Below are 16,158 nucleotides of genomic sequence, written 5' to 3'. Positions count from 1 at the left end.
TGCCGTGCTGTTGGGCGCCATGCTCACCGACACGGTGATCATGAAGTCTCCCACCACCACGAATTTCGACCGCGACATCATCGCGAAAACGGCTGAATTCGTTGGCGTTGACCCGGTGGAGTACGGCATGAACATTTTCAAGTGCCGCTCCAACCCGGCCGAGCTGCCCGTCGATAAAATCGTGAACGCCGACGCGAAGGAATTCGAGCTTTCGAACGGCAACAAGGTTTATATCGGCCAGTTTGAAACCGTCGACCTTCAGGCCGTGCTTGGTCGCGAGGCTGAGATTCGCGAGGCCATCAAGGCTCTCGTTGCCGAGAAGGGCTACCAATTCGTGCTCTTCTTCGCGACCGACATTCTGGCTGAGGGCAGCCAGTTCATTTGCGAAGGCGATACCGAATTTGTGAACAAGGTCTTCGGCATCGACGTCACCGGCAAGAGCGTTTGGATGCCGGGCGTCCTTTCCCGCAAGAAGCAGGTTGCTGCGCCGATTCTCGCGGCTTAATTGAAAGGCCGGCCTTTCGGGGCCGGCCTCTTGCTTTCGCGCGGTATCGTCTGCGACACGATATTGTGGGTTATTCCGCAACTCATTCCTAAAACGATGCGAAAGAACGTTTTGGGAATGGGTTGCAGCATTTGCGGATGAATCGCTTCCAGAGCGTTCTCCATGTGGCTTTGTGCTACGGTCCGATGTCTTCGGCGCGGGCGGGAAGGCTCTGCGATGCGAGTTTGAACTTCCTCTTTTAAGGTGGGCCTCATGCATAAGATTGGTTTTGTTGGGTGCGGCAATATGGGCCGCGCTATGCTTTCTGGCGTGCTTTCTGCTGGCTTGTGCGAACCTGGCGATATCATCGTTTCCGCGCGCACGCAGAAAACGCTCGATGCCGTTCGTGCGGAATTCGGTGTCAATGTGGCTTCGAACAATGGCGATGCGGCAAAAGCCGAGATGGTTATTTTGGCTGTCAAGCCTCAAATGTACGAATCGGTTATCGCCGAAGTCGCGCCCTCGCTTTCGAGCGAGGCAATTGTAGTCTCCATTGCTCCTGGCAAAACGCTTTCATGGCTTGCCGAAAAAACGGCTGCGAAAAAAATCGTGCGATTGATGCCCAATACACCTGCTGCCATTGGCTGCGGTATGACGTCTGTTGCGTATGGCGACGGGCTTGACGAGGCTGACAAGGCTCGCGTCATGGCTTTCGTCCAATCGTTTGGCGAAGGCGAGGTGCTGTCTGAGCACCTTTTCGATGCCGCAACTGCCCTCGCAGGTTGTTCCCCAGCATATGTATATATGTTCATCGAGGCCATGGCCGATGCTGGCGTTGCCGAGGGGTTGCCCAGGGCATCGGCGTATCGTATGGCTGCGGCTGCCGTTGCGGGCTCGGCCCGTATGGTGCTCGAAACGGGCCAGCATCCTGCCGCGCTGAAAGATGCTGTGTGTTCGCCTGCCGGCACGACCATCGAAGGCCTTCGCGTGCTCGAGGAGAAAGGCATGCGTTCGGCGGTCATCGAGAGCCTTTTGGCAACGGTTGAAAAAGCCAAGCGCCTCTAGCTAGCTCATTGCTGATACGAATTGCTGTTATCTATATAAGAAGGATTCGCGCGTGCTGCCGAACGACGAAGACATGAAAACATCAATCGAAAACGAAACGCGTGATGCTGCTCGCGTCCGCCTTGAGCGTAGGCAGGCTTCGAAAAAAGGCGTCTCCTTTGATGATGATATTTTCGACCTTTCGGGGCGCAGTGCTCATCGACCCATGAATGCCCAAGATGCCGGTGGAGATCATGCCGGTAGCCATAATTCTCATTCAAGGATGCATAGCAGGTCGTTTCGTTCCGATTATCGTGGTGTTCGGTATGTCGCGGCTTCGCTGTCGTCTCTCTCGTCGATTCCGAGGTCTGTTGTCATTTGTGTCGTTGCGGTTCTTGTTATTTTTTCGCTGATGGTTGTTGCTTCTCGTTTCGGGCATACTCCCGAAATTGCCTCGTTGGATACTTTTGAGGAAGTAGAAAGCGTTCCAGGCGAAGACGGGGATGCTTCTGGCGATGCGGAAATTGCGGATTTCTCTCTATTGCCCGCGGGTTTAGATGCAAAAACACGCGAATCTCTCGAAGCTCAATCTGATGACCCGCGTATCGTGAGCATTGTGAATAATGTTGTCGCTCTTGGTAAAACGGGGGAGTACTACCAGCAGAAAATGCTGGAACTTGCCGCTAAAGACCCCGAGGCTCTTGATTATGTTGCCGATTTTCCCGATCGATATCCTGCAAGTTCGGGTGCGGCGTACTCTGACACCGTGGCGCGGGGATCGGTTCCCGACTTGAAACAATGGGATCAGCGTTGGGGCTATGTCGAGTATTGCGGCGCCGCTCTTGGTTCTACGGGATGTTGTCCCACGTCGCTTTCTATGGTCTATATGGCGCTCACGGGCAAAACTGACAAGTCGCCCGCCGACATGGCCGCCCTTGCGACCGCCGATGGGTATGCGGTCGATGGGGAAGGGACCATTGGCGATTTCCTTGTTGATGACGCCGGAAAGCTCGGCCTTGCGTGCGAGGAATTCTCTCCCTCCGCGGCAAGCCTCGTTCGCTATCTCAAAAACGGCTTCGTCGTGATCGTTAACGTAGGTCCTGGTGATTTCACCGATAGCGGCCACTTCTTCGTTGCGCGAGGCATTTCGAGCGATGGCACGATTCAAATCAACGACCCGTATTCCAGTGTGAATACCGCGAAAACTTGGGATGCGAATGCAATCGCGAATCAGTCGATTATGATGTATGCCTTTCATGTCGCTTAGGCGCTGTGTCAGCGTGCGTCGTCTTCTTCTGGCTGGCTTTCACGAACGTTTTCGTCCACTAATCCATGAGTGCTCATGCCTCGTCGTTGTGGGCCGCATAACATGGTATTGTTTGCGTTCGCGGGCTTGTGCCGCATATTAGCACGGAGGTTTTCATGAAGAAGTTTTTCACCAGTCTGCCGTTTATCTTGCTCGTGGCGGTGGTCGTGGGCATTCTCGTTGGCCTTGTTGCCAACGAGGCGGTTATGAACGTGGTTGTGACGGTCAAGTACGTGCTCGGCCAGGTCATTATGTTCTGCGTTCCGCTTATTATCATCGGCTTCATTGCGCCATCCATCACGAAGCTCGGCTCGAACGTGTCGCGCATTCTGGGCGTGGCTGTGCTTATCGCGTATTGCTCGAGCATTGGCGCTGCGCTGTTCTCGATGCTCGCCGGCTATGCGATCATTCCCAACCTGTCTATCGCTACGTCGGTTGATGGGCTCAAAGAGCTGCCCGATATCGTATTCCAGCTCGATATTCCGCAAATCATGCCTGTTATGAGTGCGCTTGTGCTTTCCATTCTGCTTGGCCTTGCTGCGGTATGGACGCATGCCGATCTCATGTGCAAGCTGCTCGACGAGTTCCAGCGTATCGTTTTGGCCATTGTGACGCGCGTGGTTATTCCGATTCTGCCGTTCTTTATCGCTACGACGTTTTGCGGTCTTGCATATGAGGGCACTATTACGCGTCAGCTGCCCGTGTTCCTTGCGGTGGTGCTTATTGTCATCGTCGGCCATTACATCTGGCTTGCTATTCTGTACGGAATCGCCGGTGCTTATTCGGGAGAGAATCCGTTGAAGGTTCTTCGCCAATACGGCCCCGCGTATTTGACGGCTGTTGGCACCATGTCATCCGCTGCGACGCTCGCCGTTGCGCTTCAGGGCGCCAATCGCGCTGCGCCTCCGCTGCGTCGCGATATGGTAAGCTTCGGCATTCCGTTGTTCGCCAACATCCATTTGTGTGGCTCGGTGCTCACGGAAGTCTTCTTCGTTATGACCATTGGTCAAATGATCAATGGATCCATGCCCGAGCTTTCTACCATGATTTTGTTCTGCCTGCTGCTTGGCGTATTCGCCATTGGCGCTCCCGGCGTTCCCGGCGGCACCGTTATGGCATCGCTCGGCCTTATTACGGGCGTGCTCGGTTTCGGCGATACGGCCACGGCGCTCGTGCTCACCGTATTCGCCCTGCAAGATAGCTTCGGCACTGCGTGCAATATCACGGGTGACGGCGCCTTGACGCTCATGCTTACGGGCTATGCCGACCGTCATGGGATTGAAGAGTCTGACGAGCATCGCCAGCTTTTCAATACCGAAGACGAAAAGAAAATTGGTTTTGCGAAATAGCGAGCTTGCGTAACGGGTTTACGCGCTCCTTGAAATTACATATTGTTCTGGAAGCTGCGTTTTGCGGCTTCCTTTCTTTATGAGGGCGATTTGGGAAAGCGACAATCAACGGTTGTGTTTCGGAAGAGCGACTATTGGCGGGCGCGCTTTAAAAAACGATGCTTTGCCCGCGGTTCATACAATGGTTGCCTCGCGACGGCATACTGCCGTAATTTTCGCGCTGGAAAACGTGCCTATCGAGCACGGCCTTTCCTTGTGGGGTGCATAGGGATGGGCTTCCGCTTCGTAATGCAATATATACATTGCATTTTTGCGTTTCCTTCCACAAAGCGTTGATTGGTTCAAGATTTTTTTGCCGACTCGTTCACAATTCCTCGACGTAATTATGATTAAAGAGCTGTGAACTGGGAAAACGATATCTAAGGCGAATAGATACGCCCGGGTGCGTGGCGTTTGACACTCTATTTTGACGATGGTAAAGTTTCGCCTTGCGTTTCGCGAGGGACGTTTGCTTGCGCCGGCGTGCTGCCAGGCCGCAGGCAAGGCCGAACGGTTTTCGAGCTCCTGGGTTGAACATTGAGCTTGGGAAGCGCAAGGCCAGGGGAGGGGCTGACCCACTCAGCCCAGGCAAGAACGAGCTTGTGCGGGTCGCTGGAAAGTGCCGGCAAGCCGTAAGATTTGAAGGAGAAGCTTTGCCTACTATTAACCAGCTGGTCCGCAAGGGCCGCGCCAAGCAGGTCGACAAGAAGAAGACCCCGGCGCTCAAGGGCAACCCCCAGAAGCGTGGCGTGTGCACGCGTGTGTACACCACCACCCCGAAGAAGCCGAACTCTGCACTCCGTAAGGTTGCTCGTGTTCGTCTCGTCAACGGCATGGAGGTTACCGCCTACATTCCTGGCATCGGTCACAACCTGCAGGAGCACTCCATGGTGCTTATCCGCGGTGGCCGTGTTAAGGACCTCCCGGGCGTGCGTTACAAGATTATTCGCGCCGCCCTCGACTGCGCTGCTGTGAATAACCGCATGCAGGCTCGCAGCCGTTACGGTGCTAAGCGCCCGAAATAAGTATGAGTAAGTCGCGCGGGCCGATAAAGGCCTAATGGGGAAGACCCGGAAGCGCGCACAATCACCAAGGAGCACATTTATGCCTCGTCGTGCAGCAGCAGTCCGCCGCGAAGTTCAGCCGGACGCCGTGTACAACAACCGTTTGGTCACTCAGCTGATCAACAAAGTCCTCCTCGACGGCAAGAAGTCCCTCGCCGAGCGTATCGTCTACGGTGCGTTCGACATCGTCGCCGAGAAGACCCAGCAGGACGCCCTCAGCGTCTTCAAGAAGGCTATGGACAACGTTCGCCCCACCCTTGAGGTCAAGCCCAAGCGTGTCGGCGGCGCAACCTACCAGGTGCCGATGGAAGTCAACCCCCGTCGTGCCACCACCCTCGCCATCCGTTGGATCGTCGACTTCTCCCGCAAGCGCAAGGAGCACACCATGGCTCAGCGTCTTGCTGCTGAAATCATGGACGCCGCTGAGAACACTGGCGCGTCTGTCAAGAAGCGCGAAGACCTCTACAAGATGGCTGAATCCAACCGTGCATTCTCGCACTATCGTTGGTAGGGCGTGAGAGATAATGGCAAAGGCAAACGACCTTAATCTCACCCGTAACTTTGGCATCATGGCTCACATCGATGCCGGCAAAACCACCACGACCGAGCGTATCCTGTACTACACGGGCAAGACGCACAAAATCGGCGAGGTCCACGATGGCGCTGCCACCATGGACTGGATGGTTCAGGAACAGGAGCGCGGCGTAACTATTACCGCTGCTGCTACCACCTGCTTCTGGAAGAAAGATGGCGAAACCTATCGCTTCCAGATCATCGACACCCCGGGCCACGTTGACTTCACCGCCGAGGTCGAGCGTTCCCTCCGTGTTCTCGACGGCACCGTTGCCGTTTTCGACGCCGTTGCTGGCGTTCAGCCTCAGTCTGAGACCGTTTGGCGTCAGGCCGAGCGCTATGGCGTTCCTCGCATCGCGTTCATCAACAAGTATGACCGCGTCGGCGCCGACTTCCTGCATGCGATTCAGACGATGAAGGATCGCCTGGGTGCGAATGCAGTTGCCGCTCAGCTGCCCATGGGCGCTGAGGACAACTTCTGGGGCGTTATCGACCTCGTTACCATGACCGCATGGGACTTCAAGGCCGATGACAAGGGCATGACCTACCCCGAGCCGATGGATGCTATCCCGGCCGAGTTTGCCGACGATGCAGCCATCTACCGCCAGGAGCTCGTGGACGCCGCAGCCGACTGCGACGACGAACTCATGGAGAAGGTCCTCATGGACGAAGAGTTCTCCGTTGAAGAGCTCAAGGCTGCTCTGCGCAAGGGTGTAATCGCTTGCAAGATCAACCCTGTCTTCGTGGGTTCCGCTTACAAGAACAAGGGCGTTCAGGAACTCCTCGACGCCGTTGTCGATTACCTGCCTGCTCCGGGCGACGTTCCGGCCATCAAGGGCACCAACCCCGAGACTGGCGAGGAAGACACCCGCGAAGCCGACCCGAAGGGTCCCTTCTCGGCTTTGGCCTTCAAGATTATGACCGACCCCTTCGTTGGTAAGCTCACGTACCTGCGTGTGTACTCGGGCAAGCTTGATTCCGGTTCCTACGTGGTCAACGCTACCAAGGATAAGAACGAGCGTATCGGCCGCCTGCTGCAGATGCACTCCAACCAGCGAGTCGACATCGATACTTGCGCCGCTGGCGACATCGTTGCCGTTGTTGGCCTGAAGAACACCACCACGGGCGACACCCTGTGCTCCGAGGATGCTCCTATCATCCTCGAGTCCATGGAGTTCGCTGATCCTGTTATCGACATTGCTGTCGAGCCTAAGACCAAGGCTGAGCAGGACAAGATGAGCCTCGCGCTGCAGAAGCTGGCTGAGGAGGACCCGACTTTCCGCGTGTCCACCAACCACGAGACCGGCCAGACCATCATCGCTGGCATGGGCGAGCTGCACCTCGAGATCATCATCGACCGTCTGCTCCGTGAGTTCAAGGTCGAAGCGAACGTCGGCAAGCCGCAGGTTGCTTACCGCGAGCGTCCGGGCCACGAAGTGCTCGGCGCCGAAGGCAAGTTCGTGCGTCAGTCCGGTGGTCGCGGCCAGTACGGCCATGCGGTCATCAACATGTACCCGCAGGAAGCTGGCAAGGGCTATCTGTTCGAGAACAAGATCGTCGGCGGCGTTGTTCCCAAGGAATACATCCCCGCTATCGACAAGGGCATCCAGGAAGCGCTGCATGCTGGCGTTCTGGCTGGCTACCCGGTCGAGGACGTTCGCGTCGAGCTCATCGACGGTTCTTACCATGAAGTCGACTCCTCTGAAGCCGCCTTCAAGGTTGCTGGCTCTATGGCCATCAAGGACGCTCTGCGCAAGTCTGACCCCGTCATCCTCGAGCCCGTCATGGCTGTCGAAGTCGAAACTCCCGATGAGTACACCGGCTTCGTCATGGGCGACATCCCGAGCCGCCGCGGCATGATTCAGGGCCAGGAGCAGCGCAGCGGCGCTGTGGCCATCTCTGCGAAGGTGCCTCTGGGTATGATGTTCGGCTACGCCACCGACCTGCGTTCTGGTACGCAGGGCCGTGCGACGTACACCATGCAGTTCGATTCCTACGAGCCCGTTCCCAAGAACGTGGCTGCGGATATTATCAGCAAGGCCGGCGGCAACGCCTAATCGGCGAACCGCTTAATTCATGGAGGAAATGAAAGTGGCTAATCAGAAGATTCGCATCCGCCTGAAGGGCTACGACCATGAGATCGTGGATCAGTCCACCAAACTCATCGTCGACACCGCCCAGAAGACCGGTGCCAAGGTTTCCGGACCTATCCCTCTGCCCACCGAGCGCAACCTGTACTGCGTCGTCAAAGGCCCGCACGTCGACAAAGACTCTCGCGAGCAGTTTGAGATGCGCACGCACAAGCGCCTGATCGACATTCTCGAGCCCACCCCGAACACGGTTGATTCGCTGATGCGCCTCGACCTCCCGGCTGGTGTCGACATCGAGATCAAGCTGTAAGGAGTGCATGAGATGATCAACGCTATCTACGGCAAAAAGATCGGTATGACTCAGATCTTCAACGAGGACGACCAGGTTGTGCCCGTCACCATCATCGTGGCTGAGCCCAACAAGGTTTGCCAGGTGAAGACCGCTGCTACCGACGGTTACGAAGCTGTTCAGCTTGGTTTTGGCGCCATCAAGCCCAAGAAGATCACCAAGCCCATGGGCGGCCATTTCGCCAAGCTCGGCACCGAGCCTGTTCGCTACCTGCGTGAGGTTCGCGTCGAGAATGCTTCTGAGTACAAGACCGGCGACCTGCAGACCGTTGCAGCTTTCGCCGACGTGAAGAAGGTCGACGTTACCGGCACTTCCAAGGGTAAAGGCTTCGCTGGCGTTATCAAGCGCCACGGCTTCGCTGGCGGCCCTGGCGGACACGGTGCTCACTTCCATCGCGCTCCCGGCTCCATCGGCCAGTGCGCCACGCCTTCCCGCGTCTTCAAGGGCGTTCGCCTTCCGGGTCACATGGGCTGCGACACCGTTACCGTGAAGAACCTCGAGGTTGTTCGCGTTGACGCTGAGCAGAACCTGATCCTCGTGAAGGGCGCCGTCCCGGGCGGCAAGAACGGCATCGTTCGCGTCCGCATGGCCTAGTGCCCCGCTTTATTAGGAGAAACACCACAATGGCTACTATTGACATCAAAGACGTCGCGGGCAAGACGGTTAAATCCGTCGAGCTGAACGACGCCGTGTTTGGCATCGAGCCGAACATCCACGTGATGCACACGGTCGTGCGTGCCTATCGCGCCGGCCTGCGTCAGGGCACTGCTAACACCAAGACCCGTGGCGAAGTTCGCGGCGGCGGCAAGAAGCCGTGGCGTCAGAAGGGCACCGGTCGTGCCCGCCAGGGTTCCATCCGCTCCCCTCAGTGGGTTGGCGGCGGCACCGTGTTCGGCCCCCACACCCGTTCTTACGCGTTCCGCGTGAACCGCAAGGAAGTCAAGCTTGCTATGCGCTCTGCGCTTTCCGCTAAGCTGGCTGACGAGCAGCTCACCGTGGTTGATCAGTTCGCCTTCGAGGCTCCTCGCACCAAAGATGCGAAGGCTTCCATGGAGGCCCTGGGCTTCGACAAGGTTCGTGCTACCGTTGTCATCGCTGACGACGACGTGAACACCTTCCTTTCGTTCCGCAACCTCGAGAACGTCAACATCATTCCCGTCTCGGCCGCCAACACCTACGAGCTCGTCGACAACAAGCAGCTCGTTCTGACCGTGGCCGCCCTGGAACGCCTCGAGGAGGTGCTTGCATAATGAAGGATCCCCGCGAGGTCATCATTCGCCCGGTTATCACCGAGCACAGCTACGACATGATGAACAAGAACACCTACACCTTCGAAGTCGCCAAAGACTCCAACAAGGTTGAGATTCGCCAGGCCATCGAAGCTATCTTCAATGTGACCGTGACGAAGGTGAACACCCTGAACGTCAAGTCGAAGCCGAAGCGCGTTCGTATGCAGCCGGGTCGCACCCGCACCTGGAAGAAGGCCATGGTTACGCTGAAAGACGGCGACACCATCGAGCTCTTCAACGCGTAAGCTCTTTTATTGAATCGCCGTTTGGGCTTTCGACAAAACGAGCTCAGCATGCTTGATTGAAAAAAGGCTGGCCGAATGGCCGGCCTTTTTTTGTGCCGTTCGTGCGGTTAAAAATACCGCTTACCGCCGAAAGCACCCTTAAATATTACAAGTCATTACCCCACGCCTGAAACGTTTCGAATTTGGGGTATTCTACTTGTCGGCTTGAAGAGGGAAGGGCATTGCGCACGGGGAGCGATGCATTCGTGCTGGGCTCGGGCAGAGTTCTTTTTTGAATTTTGCCCGCGCCTTACTTGCACGGCCTCTAATATGAGCCGTGGGCGCTTTGATGCTTTGCTTGGAAGGTTGGGCATCGACTGTACCTTTTTGAAAGGGAGGATCATGGAAAACTCGTTTAACCTCGATCGCCGCACGTTCATTGCCGGCTCCGCTGTGGCTGCTGCCACTGTTGGCCTGGGCCTTGCTGGTTGCGGCGGCGGAAGCGACGCTGGCTCTGAAGGCGCTACTGGCTCCACCGCGGCCGCGGCTGAGGGCGGCACGCTGACCGGCGCTTGCGCTTACACGTCTACCAACGTGAACCCCATTGGCAACAGCTCTGCTCTGATGCTTGCTGCTACCTGGCATGTTTTCGAGGGCCTGTACGACCTCGATTTGCACACTTACAAGACCTATAACGCCCTGGCTGCCGACAAGCCGGTCAAGGTTTCCGAAACTGAGTATGAAGTTGCTCTTCGCGACGGTGCTAAGTTCTCCGACGGCACCGCTGTTACCGCCGCTGACGTTGTGAACGCGTTTGAGCTCAACATGGCCGACGCCACCTACGGTGCATTCCTTTCCTTCATCGACGCCGTTGCCGAGAAAGATGAAACCACTGTCACCTTCACGCTGAAGTATCCCTTCGAAAGCTTGCTCGAGGGTCGTCTGTCCGTCGTTAAGGTTTTCCCGAAGAGCCTCACCGAGGATGACCTGAAGACCAAGCCTATCGGCTCTGGCCCGTGGATGTACGACTCCATCAATGGCGACGACGGCGGCGAAATTGACTTTTTGCCCAACGCCAACTACAACGGCGAGCACAAGGCTACCGCCGACAAGATGCAGTGGTTCATCCAGCTCGACGAAACCGCCCGTACCACCTCTTTGCAGGAGGCCACGGTTCAGGTTATGGAGAACGTTCCCGACGCTAACGCCGACCAGCTTTCCGCTGCTGGCGCCACCGTTGAGTATGTCCAGGGCTTCAACCAGCCGTTCCTTATGTTCAACACGCTGAAGGCTCCTTTCGACGACTATCGCGTTCGTCAGGCATTCTTCTACGCTATCGACGTTGACAAGCTCATCAGCAACCAGATGGCTGGCCATGCAAGCAAGGTTACTGGTTTCCTACCCAAGGACCACAAGAACTATCACGAGGCTAAAACGGTGTACACCTATGACACCGAGAAGGCCAAGAAGCTGCTTGAAGAGGCTGGCGTGAGCGACCTTTCCTTCAAGCTTCTCACCAACAACAACTGGGTCAAGGGCCTTGCTGCTCAGATTAAGAACGACCTCGAGGCTGCTGGAGTTAAGTGCGAGATTCAGGAAGAGAAGATCAACTGGTCTGCCCTCGCTGAATCCGATTCCGTGCTTGACTACGACGTCATGCTCACCCCTGGCGACCCGACCTGCTTCGGCAACGACCCCGACCTGCTCATGAGCTGGTGGTACGGCGACAACACCTGGACCCGCGGCCGTTCTTGCTGGGCCAAGGCTGCCGACGGCAAGTGGAAGGAGCTCCAGGAGCTCATGCAGGAGGCTCGCGAAGAGGCCGACGAGAAGGCTCAGCAGGAGCTGTGGAACCAGTGCTTCGACATCATCGCCGAGTACTGCCCGCTGTACCCGCTGTTCCATCGCGAGGTTGCAACTGGCTACTGGACCGACAAGATCGCAGGCTTCAAGCCTATCGCGACCACGGGCCTGGTCTTCATCGACGCTTCTGCTGCTGCCAACTAACGCAGAGAAGTCATCTGATGTTTTAAGGAACGAGCTTCGGCGCGTTCCTTTTTTTGTTGTCGGAATGTTGATGTGCGGTTTCCATGGCGAAAACTTGAATTCGATGGAGAGCGAACTATCCGTTCGCGCTTGAATATTGCCGTTTGCCGTCGAATTTAATCCGTCTACGGGGGAGGGGGTCTGCGTTCGAATTCATCTCGAGAAAACAGCGGTTCTTATTCATCGGTGAGCGGCCTTTTCTGTATAATCAATAAGTCTGTTCTCTTGCCTTTGACGGGGAAGCGCAGGCTTGTTTTTTAGGGAAGCGGGCAATGCCCGCACGATTGCGAAAGGGGGAACACGGTGAGCAACCTCCTCAGATTGATTGGCCGACGTTTGATCGCTCTGCCAATCATGATCATCGGCGTCACTATCCTCGTGTTTTTCCTCATGTCGCTTTCGCCGATCGACCAGGCATATTCGGTCCTTGGCGAAAATGCGTCAGAAGCTCAGGTCATTCAGTATCGTGAAGAGCATGGCTTGAATGATCCGGTGCTTGTGCAGTATGGCAACTTCATGGTCGGCCTTGTTCAGGGCGACCTTGGCACCTATGGCGCCAACAACGCATCGGTCACCGATCGCGTTGCGCAGGCACTGCCGGTTACGCTGCAGCTTACGTTTATGGGCTTGATTATTGCGGTGGTTCTTGCGACCATCCTCGGCATTGTTTCCGCCGTGTATCGAGACAAATGGCCCGACCAAGTTATCCGCGTGTTCTCAATCGCGGCTATCGCTACGCCCTCTTTCTGGCTGGCGGTTCTCATGATCTTGCTGTTCTCGTCTATGCTGCATGTGCTGCCCGCGTCCGGTGCGCTGCCCAGCTTTGCGCAAGACCCGGCTGGCTGGCTCGCCCGCATGGCGATGCCCGCTATCGCTCTGGCTATTCCCGTCACTGGCCAGCTCACTCGTGTTATTCGTACCTCTATGGTCGAAGAACTCGATAAAGACTACGTGCGCACCGCGCTTGGCGCCGGCATTCCGAAGGGTGTCGTTATTGGCCGCAACGTGCTGCGCAATGCCCTTATTACGCCCGTTACCGTTCTTGGCCTTCGCATTGGCTACCTTATCGGCGGCGCGGTCGTTATTGAGGTTATTTTCAACCTGCCCGGCATGGGCATGGCCATTCTGTCCGGCATTCAGTCCAACTACACCATGCTCGTTCAGGGTGTCGTGTTGGTTGTTGCCGTGACGTTCATCATCATCAATATCGTGGTGGATATGCTCTATATCCTGATCGATCCGCGAATCAGGACGGTGTAGCATGGCAGCTCAACTTCGAGGAAACCTTACTAAGAAAATGGAAGATGGCGCCGGCAAGGTGCACTTCCGTCGCTGGAAGGCGATGTCTATCGGCGCGCGTATTTCTCTTGTCGTGCTTGTCGCCGTCGTGCTCATCGCTTGTTTCGCGAACTTCATTGCGCCGCATGACCCGTTGGCGATTTACACCGCCCGTCAGGCTCCCGATGGGGAATTCCTCTTCGGTACCGACGACAAGGGTCGCGACGTACTTTCGCGCATGATGTATGGCGCGCGTTACTCGCTGACCATCGGTCTTGGTGCTACCGCGTTTGCGCTTGTGTGCGGTTCTATCATCGGCTCGCTTGCCGCCGTTTCGCGCAAGTGGATCTCTGAGGTCATCATGCGTATCCTCGACATCATCATGTCGTTCCCGGGTATCGCTTTGGCCGCTACGTTCGTCATCGTTTTCGGCAACAACCTACCTTCGTTGATTTTCGCCATTGGTTTTCTGTACATTCCTCAGATTGCCCGCATCGTTCGCGCGAACATCGTGAGCGAATACGGCAAAGATTACGTGCGTGCAGTTGTCGTTTCTGGCGCTCGTGCCCCGTGGATTCTGTGGAAGCACGTTGTGCGTAACTGCATCGCGCCGGTTTTGGTCTTTACCATCGTGCTCGTGGCAGACGCCATTGTTTTCGAGGCCTCGCTTTCGTTCATCTCTGCTGGCATTCCTGAGCCTACTCCCACGTGGGGCAATATTCTTGCCGACGCTCGTGCTGGCGTGCTTGCCGGCCGTTGGTGGCAGGCGTTGTTCCCGGGCTTGGCCATTATGATTACGGTTCTGTGCCTGAATATTCTTTCCGAAGGCATGACCGACGCGATGGCCGCCGCTCCGAAAGCTGCCATCAAGGCAAGCGACTCCGACCTGAACAGCGACCGCGAGGCTGACCGCCTTGTTGCCAACCCCGTGCTCGCGTACCAGGCTCAGGCCGCTTCTTTGGAGGAGCGTTTGGCTCAGCTTAAGATCGTCGAGAGCCAACGTACCGACCGTGCCGCATCGAACATTACCGCAGAACCTATTCTTGAAGTGAAGAACCTCTGCATCAAGTTCCCGCGCCATGGCGATGTGAACGTCGTTGACAACGTGAGCTTCAAGGTTCGCCCCCATCAGACCATGGGTCTGGTCGGCGAATCGGGCTGCGGCAAGTCGATCACGTCTCTCACCATCATGGGCCTGCTCGACCCCAAAGCGCAGGTGTCTGGCGAGATTCTGTATCAGGGCAAGAACCTGCTTGCGATGACTGAGAAGGAAAAGAACCAACTTCGCGGCCGCGAAATTGCCATGATTTATCAGGACGCTCTCTCTTCGCTGAACCCCTCGATGCTTATCAAGACCCAAATGAAGCAGCTCACCAAGCGTGGCGGCACCCGCTCCGCCGAGGAACTGCTCAAGCTCGTTGGTTTGGATCCGAAGCGTACGCTTGATTCCTATCCGCATGAGCTTTCTGGTGGTCAGCGTCAGCGCGTGCTTATTGCTATGGCATTGACTCGTGACCCGAAGGTCGTTATCGCCGACGAGCCTACCACGGCTCTTGACGTTACGGTTCAGAAGCAGGTCGTTGACCTGCTGAAGCGCCTGCAGAAAGAACTCGGCTTCGCAATGGTCTTCGTGAGCCACGACTTGGCGCTCGTCGCTCAGGTCGCGAACTCCATTACCGTTATGTATGCGGGCCAGGTTGTCGAGCAGGGTTCGGTGAACGACATCCTCACCAACCCGATTCATGAGTACACCCGCGGCCTTCTGGGCTCCGTGCTTTCGATTGAAGCCGGTTCGGGTCGCCTGCATCAGGTTCCCGGCTCCGTTCCTTCGCCGAAAGACTTCCCGAAGGGCGACCGTTTCGCTCCTCGTTCGAGCCATCCCGACCTGCATTCGGACGTTCGACCGATTCTCAAGCACGATGGCACGTCGAACCATTGGTACGCCGAGCTGCCCGATGAAGAAATGAAGCGCCTTGGACTTACGCCGTACGGAGGTGAGCAGTAATGACCGAAACCGCGAATGCGAAAGAGCAGACGCCTATTATCTTCCTCGATGATATTCGTGTAGTGTTCAACACGCGTACGGGCTCCATTCTGCATCCCAATAAGGTAACCGCTGTTGATGGGCTCACGATTAAGCTTATGCCTGGTGAAACCATCGGTATTGTTGGCGAGTCTGGTTGCGGCAAGTCCACTACGGCGAATGTTATGTGCGGCCTGCAGGCGCCTACGTCTGGCAAGGTCTACTTCAAGGGTGTCGACGTTACGAAGCGCACGGCCGATATGCGCAAGACCATCGGCCGCGTTATTTCGGTCGTTTTCCAGGACCCCGCCACGGCACTAAACGCTCGTATGACTGTTCATGATCAGCTGCTCGACCCCATGATCGTTCACAACGTGGGTACGAAGGCAGAACGCGAGAAGCGCATTAAAAAGCTTATCGATATGGTTGGTCTGCCGAGTTCGGTTCTTGAGGCTTTGCCTGGCCAGATGTCTGGCGGCCAGCGTCAGCGCGTTGCTATTGCGCGCGCTCTGTCGCTGAAGCCCGATGCCATCATCGCCGACGAGCCCACTTCGGCTCTTGACGTTTCGGTTCGCGCTCAGATTCTGAATCTGCTTACCGACCTGAAGAAAGAACTGGGCCTTTCGATGGTGTTCATCAGCCATGACATTCAGACGGTGCGTTATATTTCCGATAACATCATCGTCATGAACAAGGGTAAAGCGGTCGAGCGCGGCACCGCCGCCGAGGTGTTCAACAACCCGAAGGACGATTACACTCGTTTGCTCTTGGGTGCGGCTCCCTCTCTGCTTCATCCTGATTTGGGTCAATAACCCACACGGACATTTATGGAAAGCGTCGCTCGTAAGGGCGGCGCTTTTTCATGTTCTGCCCAGGTTCCCATGGCACCACGCCTCGCTACCGTTCGCATCACTCACTATGCGCTCGGCTGACTGCGTTCAACTTATGAATAAAACCAGAATGAACGCAGACGATGCCATAGGAACCTGGCCAGAACATG

General features: G+C 56.4%; 15 protein-coding genes. All 15 read left to right on the top strand.

What is annotated here, in order from left to right; all coding sequences use genetic code 11:
- On the top strand, positions 1-505 hold a 505-nt coding region (locus tag ACWI8T_RS04515; RefSeq protein ID WP_449138103.1), incomplete at its 5' end, for a DHH family phosphoesterase.
- Between the two features lie 252 nt (positions 506-757).
- The gene (proC, locus tag ACWI8T_RS04510) at positions 758-1,549 is read left to right on the top strand and encodes a pyrroline-5-carboxylate reductase (RefSeq protein WP_449138102.1); all 792 of its coding nucleotides are present in this window, start codon (positions 758-760) and stop codon (positions 1,547-1,549) included.
- 436 nt (positions 1,550-1,985) lie between these two features.
- Complete coding sequence (locus tag ACWI8T_RS04505) at positions 1,986-2,795, top strand: C39 family peptidase (RefSeq protein ID WP_449138101.1); 810 nt, start codon at positions 1,986-1,988, stop codon at positions 2,793-2,795.
- Positions 2,796-2,950: 155 nt separating this feature from the next.
- On the top strand, positions 2,951-4,183 hold the full coding sequence (locus ACWI8T_RS04500; protein ID WP_281669121.1) for a dicarboxylate/amino acid:cation symporter: 1,233 nt from the start codon (positions 2,951-2,953) through the stop codon (positions 4,181-4,183).
- Between the two features lie 692 nt (positions 4,184-4,875).
- Positions 4,876-5,247: a 30S ribosomal protein S12 gene (gene rpsL, locus ACWI8T_RS04495; protein ID WP_114616158.1), complete on the top strand. Its 372-nt coding sequence runs from the start codon at positions 4,876-4,878 to the stop codon at positions 5,245-5,247.
- Between the two features lie 79 nt (positions 5,248-5,326).
- The gene (gene rpsG, locus ACWI8T_RS04490) at positions 5,327-5,797 is read left to right on the top strand and encodes a 30S ribosomal protein S7 (RefSeq protein ID WP_114616159.1); all 471 of its coding nucleotides are present in this window, start codon (positions 5,327-5,329) and stop codon (positions 5,795-5,797) included.
- A 13-nt stretch (positions 5,798-5,810) separates the two neighbouring features.
- Entirely contained in the window at positions 5,811-7,916 is a 2,106-nt protein-coding gene (gene fusA, locus ACWI8T_RS04485) for an elongation factor G (RefSeq protein WP_329932546.1), read from the top strand.
- 28 nt (positions 7,917-7,944) lie between these two features.
- Positions 7,945-8,259 carry a 30S ribosomal protein S10 gene (rpsJ, locus tag ACWI8T_RS04480; RefSeq protein ID WP_425450670.1) on the top strand — a complete coding sequence of 105 codons (315 nt, stop codon included), beginning with the start codon at positions 7,945-7,947 and terminating at the stop codon, positions 8,257-8,259.
- A 12-nt stretch (positions 8,260-8,271) separates the two neighbouring features.
- A complete protein-coding gene (gene rplC, locus ACWI8T_RS04475; protein ID WP_114616161.1) occupies positions 8,272-8,892 on the top strand; it encodes a 50S ribosomal protein L3 in 621 nt (206 codons plus the stop codon).
- 29 nt (positions 8,893-8,921) lie between these two features.
- Positions 8,922-9,548, top strand: coding sequence for a 50S ribosomal protein L4 (gene rplD / locus ACWI8T_RS04470; RefSeq protein ID WP_114616162.1), 627 nt, complete (start codon positions 8,922-8,924; stop codon positions 9,546-9,548).
- Complete coding sequence (rplW, locus tag ACWI8T_RS04465) at positions 9,548-9,832, top strand: 50S ribosomal protein L23 (RefSeq protein ID WP_114616163.1); 285 nt, start codon at positions 9,548-9,550, stop codon at positions 9,830-9,832. The genes rplD and rplW overlap by 1 nt, the downstream gene beginning before the upstream one ends.
- 381 nt (positions 9,833-10,213) lie before the next feature.
- Positions 10,214-11,818 carry an ABC transporter substrate-binding protein gene (locus tag ACWI8T_RS04460; protein ID WP_449138100.1) on the top strand — a complete coding sequence of 535 codons (1,605 nt, stop codon included), beginning with the start codon at positions 10,214-10,216 and terminating at the stop codon, positions 11,816-11,818.
- 342 nt (positions 11,819-12,160) lie between these two features.
- On the top strand, positions 12,161-13,117 hold the full coding sequence (locus tag ACWI8T_RS04455; protein WP_114616165.1) for an ABC transporter permease: 957 nt from the start codon (positions 12,161-12,163) through the stop codon (positions 13,115-13,117).
- Position 13,118: 1 nt separating this feature from the next.
- Entirely contained in the window at positions 13,119-15,140 is a 2,022-nt protein-coding gene (locus tag ACWI8T_RS04450; RefSeq protein ID WP_123219153.1) for a dipeptide/oligopeptide/nickel ABC transporter permease/ATP-binding protein, read from the top strand.
- Positions 15,140-15,970: an ABC transporter ATP-binding protein gene (locus tag ACWI8T_RS04445; RefSeq protein ID WP_303050626.1), complete on the top strand. Its 831-nt coding sequence runs from the start codon at positions 15,140-15,142 to the stop codon at positions 15,968-15,970. The genes ACWI8T_RS04450 and ACWI8T_RS04445 overlap by 1 nt, the downstream gene beginning before the upstream one ends.
- The last annotated feature ends 188 nt before the right edge of the window (positions 15,971-16,158 follow it).

The sequence above is a fragment of the Slackia sp. genome (assembly GCF_977041755.1).
The sequence above is the reverse complement of the archived record's forward strand: the minus strand, read 5'-3'. Positions and strand labels throughout refer to the sequence as shown.

What these genes read in the sequence shown, in the direction of transcription:
- proC (WP_449138102.1), top strand. Translation starts at nt 758, where the DNA reads ATGCATAAGATTGGTTTTGTTGGGTGCGGCAATATGGGCCGCGCTATG.
- ACWI8T_RS04500 (WP_281669121.1), top strand. Translation starts at nt 2,951, where the DNA reads ATGAAGAAGTTTTTCACCAGTCTGCCGTTTATCTTGCTCGTGGCGGTG.
- rpsG (WP_114616159.1), top strand. Translation starts at nt 5,327, where the DNA reads ATGCCTCGTCGTGCAGCAGCAGTCCGCCGCGAAGTTCAGCCGGACGCC.
- fusA (WP_329932546.1), top strand. Translation starts at nt 5,811, where the DNA reads ATGGCAAAGGCAAACGACCTTAATCTCACCCGTAACTTTGGCATCATG.
- rpsJ (WP_425450670.1), top strand. Translation starts at nt 7,945, where the DNA reads ATGAAAGTGGCTAATCAGAAGATTCGCATCCGCCTGAAGGGCTACGAC.
- rplC (WP_114616161.1), top strand. Translation starts at nt 8,272, where the DNA reads ATGATCAACGCTATCTACGGCAAAAAGATCGGTATGACTCAGATCTTC.
- rplD (WP_114616162.1), top strand. Translation starts at nt 8,922, where the DNA reads ATGGCTACTATTGACATCAAAGACGTCGCGGGCAAGACGGTTAAATCC.
- rplW (WP_114616163.1), top strand. Translation starts at nt 9,548, where the DNA reads ATGAAGGATCCCCGCGAGGTCATCATTCGCCCGGTTATCACCGAGCAC.
- ACWI8T_RS04460 (WP_449138100.1), top strand. Translation starts at nt 10,214, where the DNA reads ATGGAAAACTCGTTTAACCTCGATCGCCGCACGTTCATTGCCGGCTCC.
- ACWI8T_RS04450 (WP_123219153.1), top strand. Translation starts at nt 13,119, where the DNA reads ATGGCAGCTCAACTTCGAGGAAACCTTACTAAGAAAATGGAAGATGGC.
- ACWI8T_RS04445 (WP_303050626.1), top strand. Translation starts at nt 15,140, where the DNA reads ATGACCGAAACCGCGAATGCGAAAGAGCAGACGCCTATTATCTTCCTC.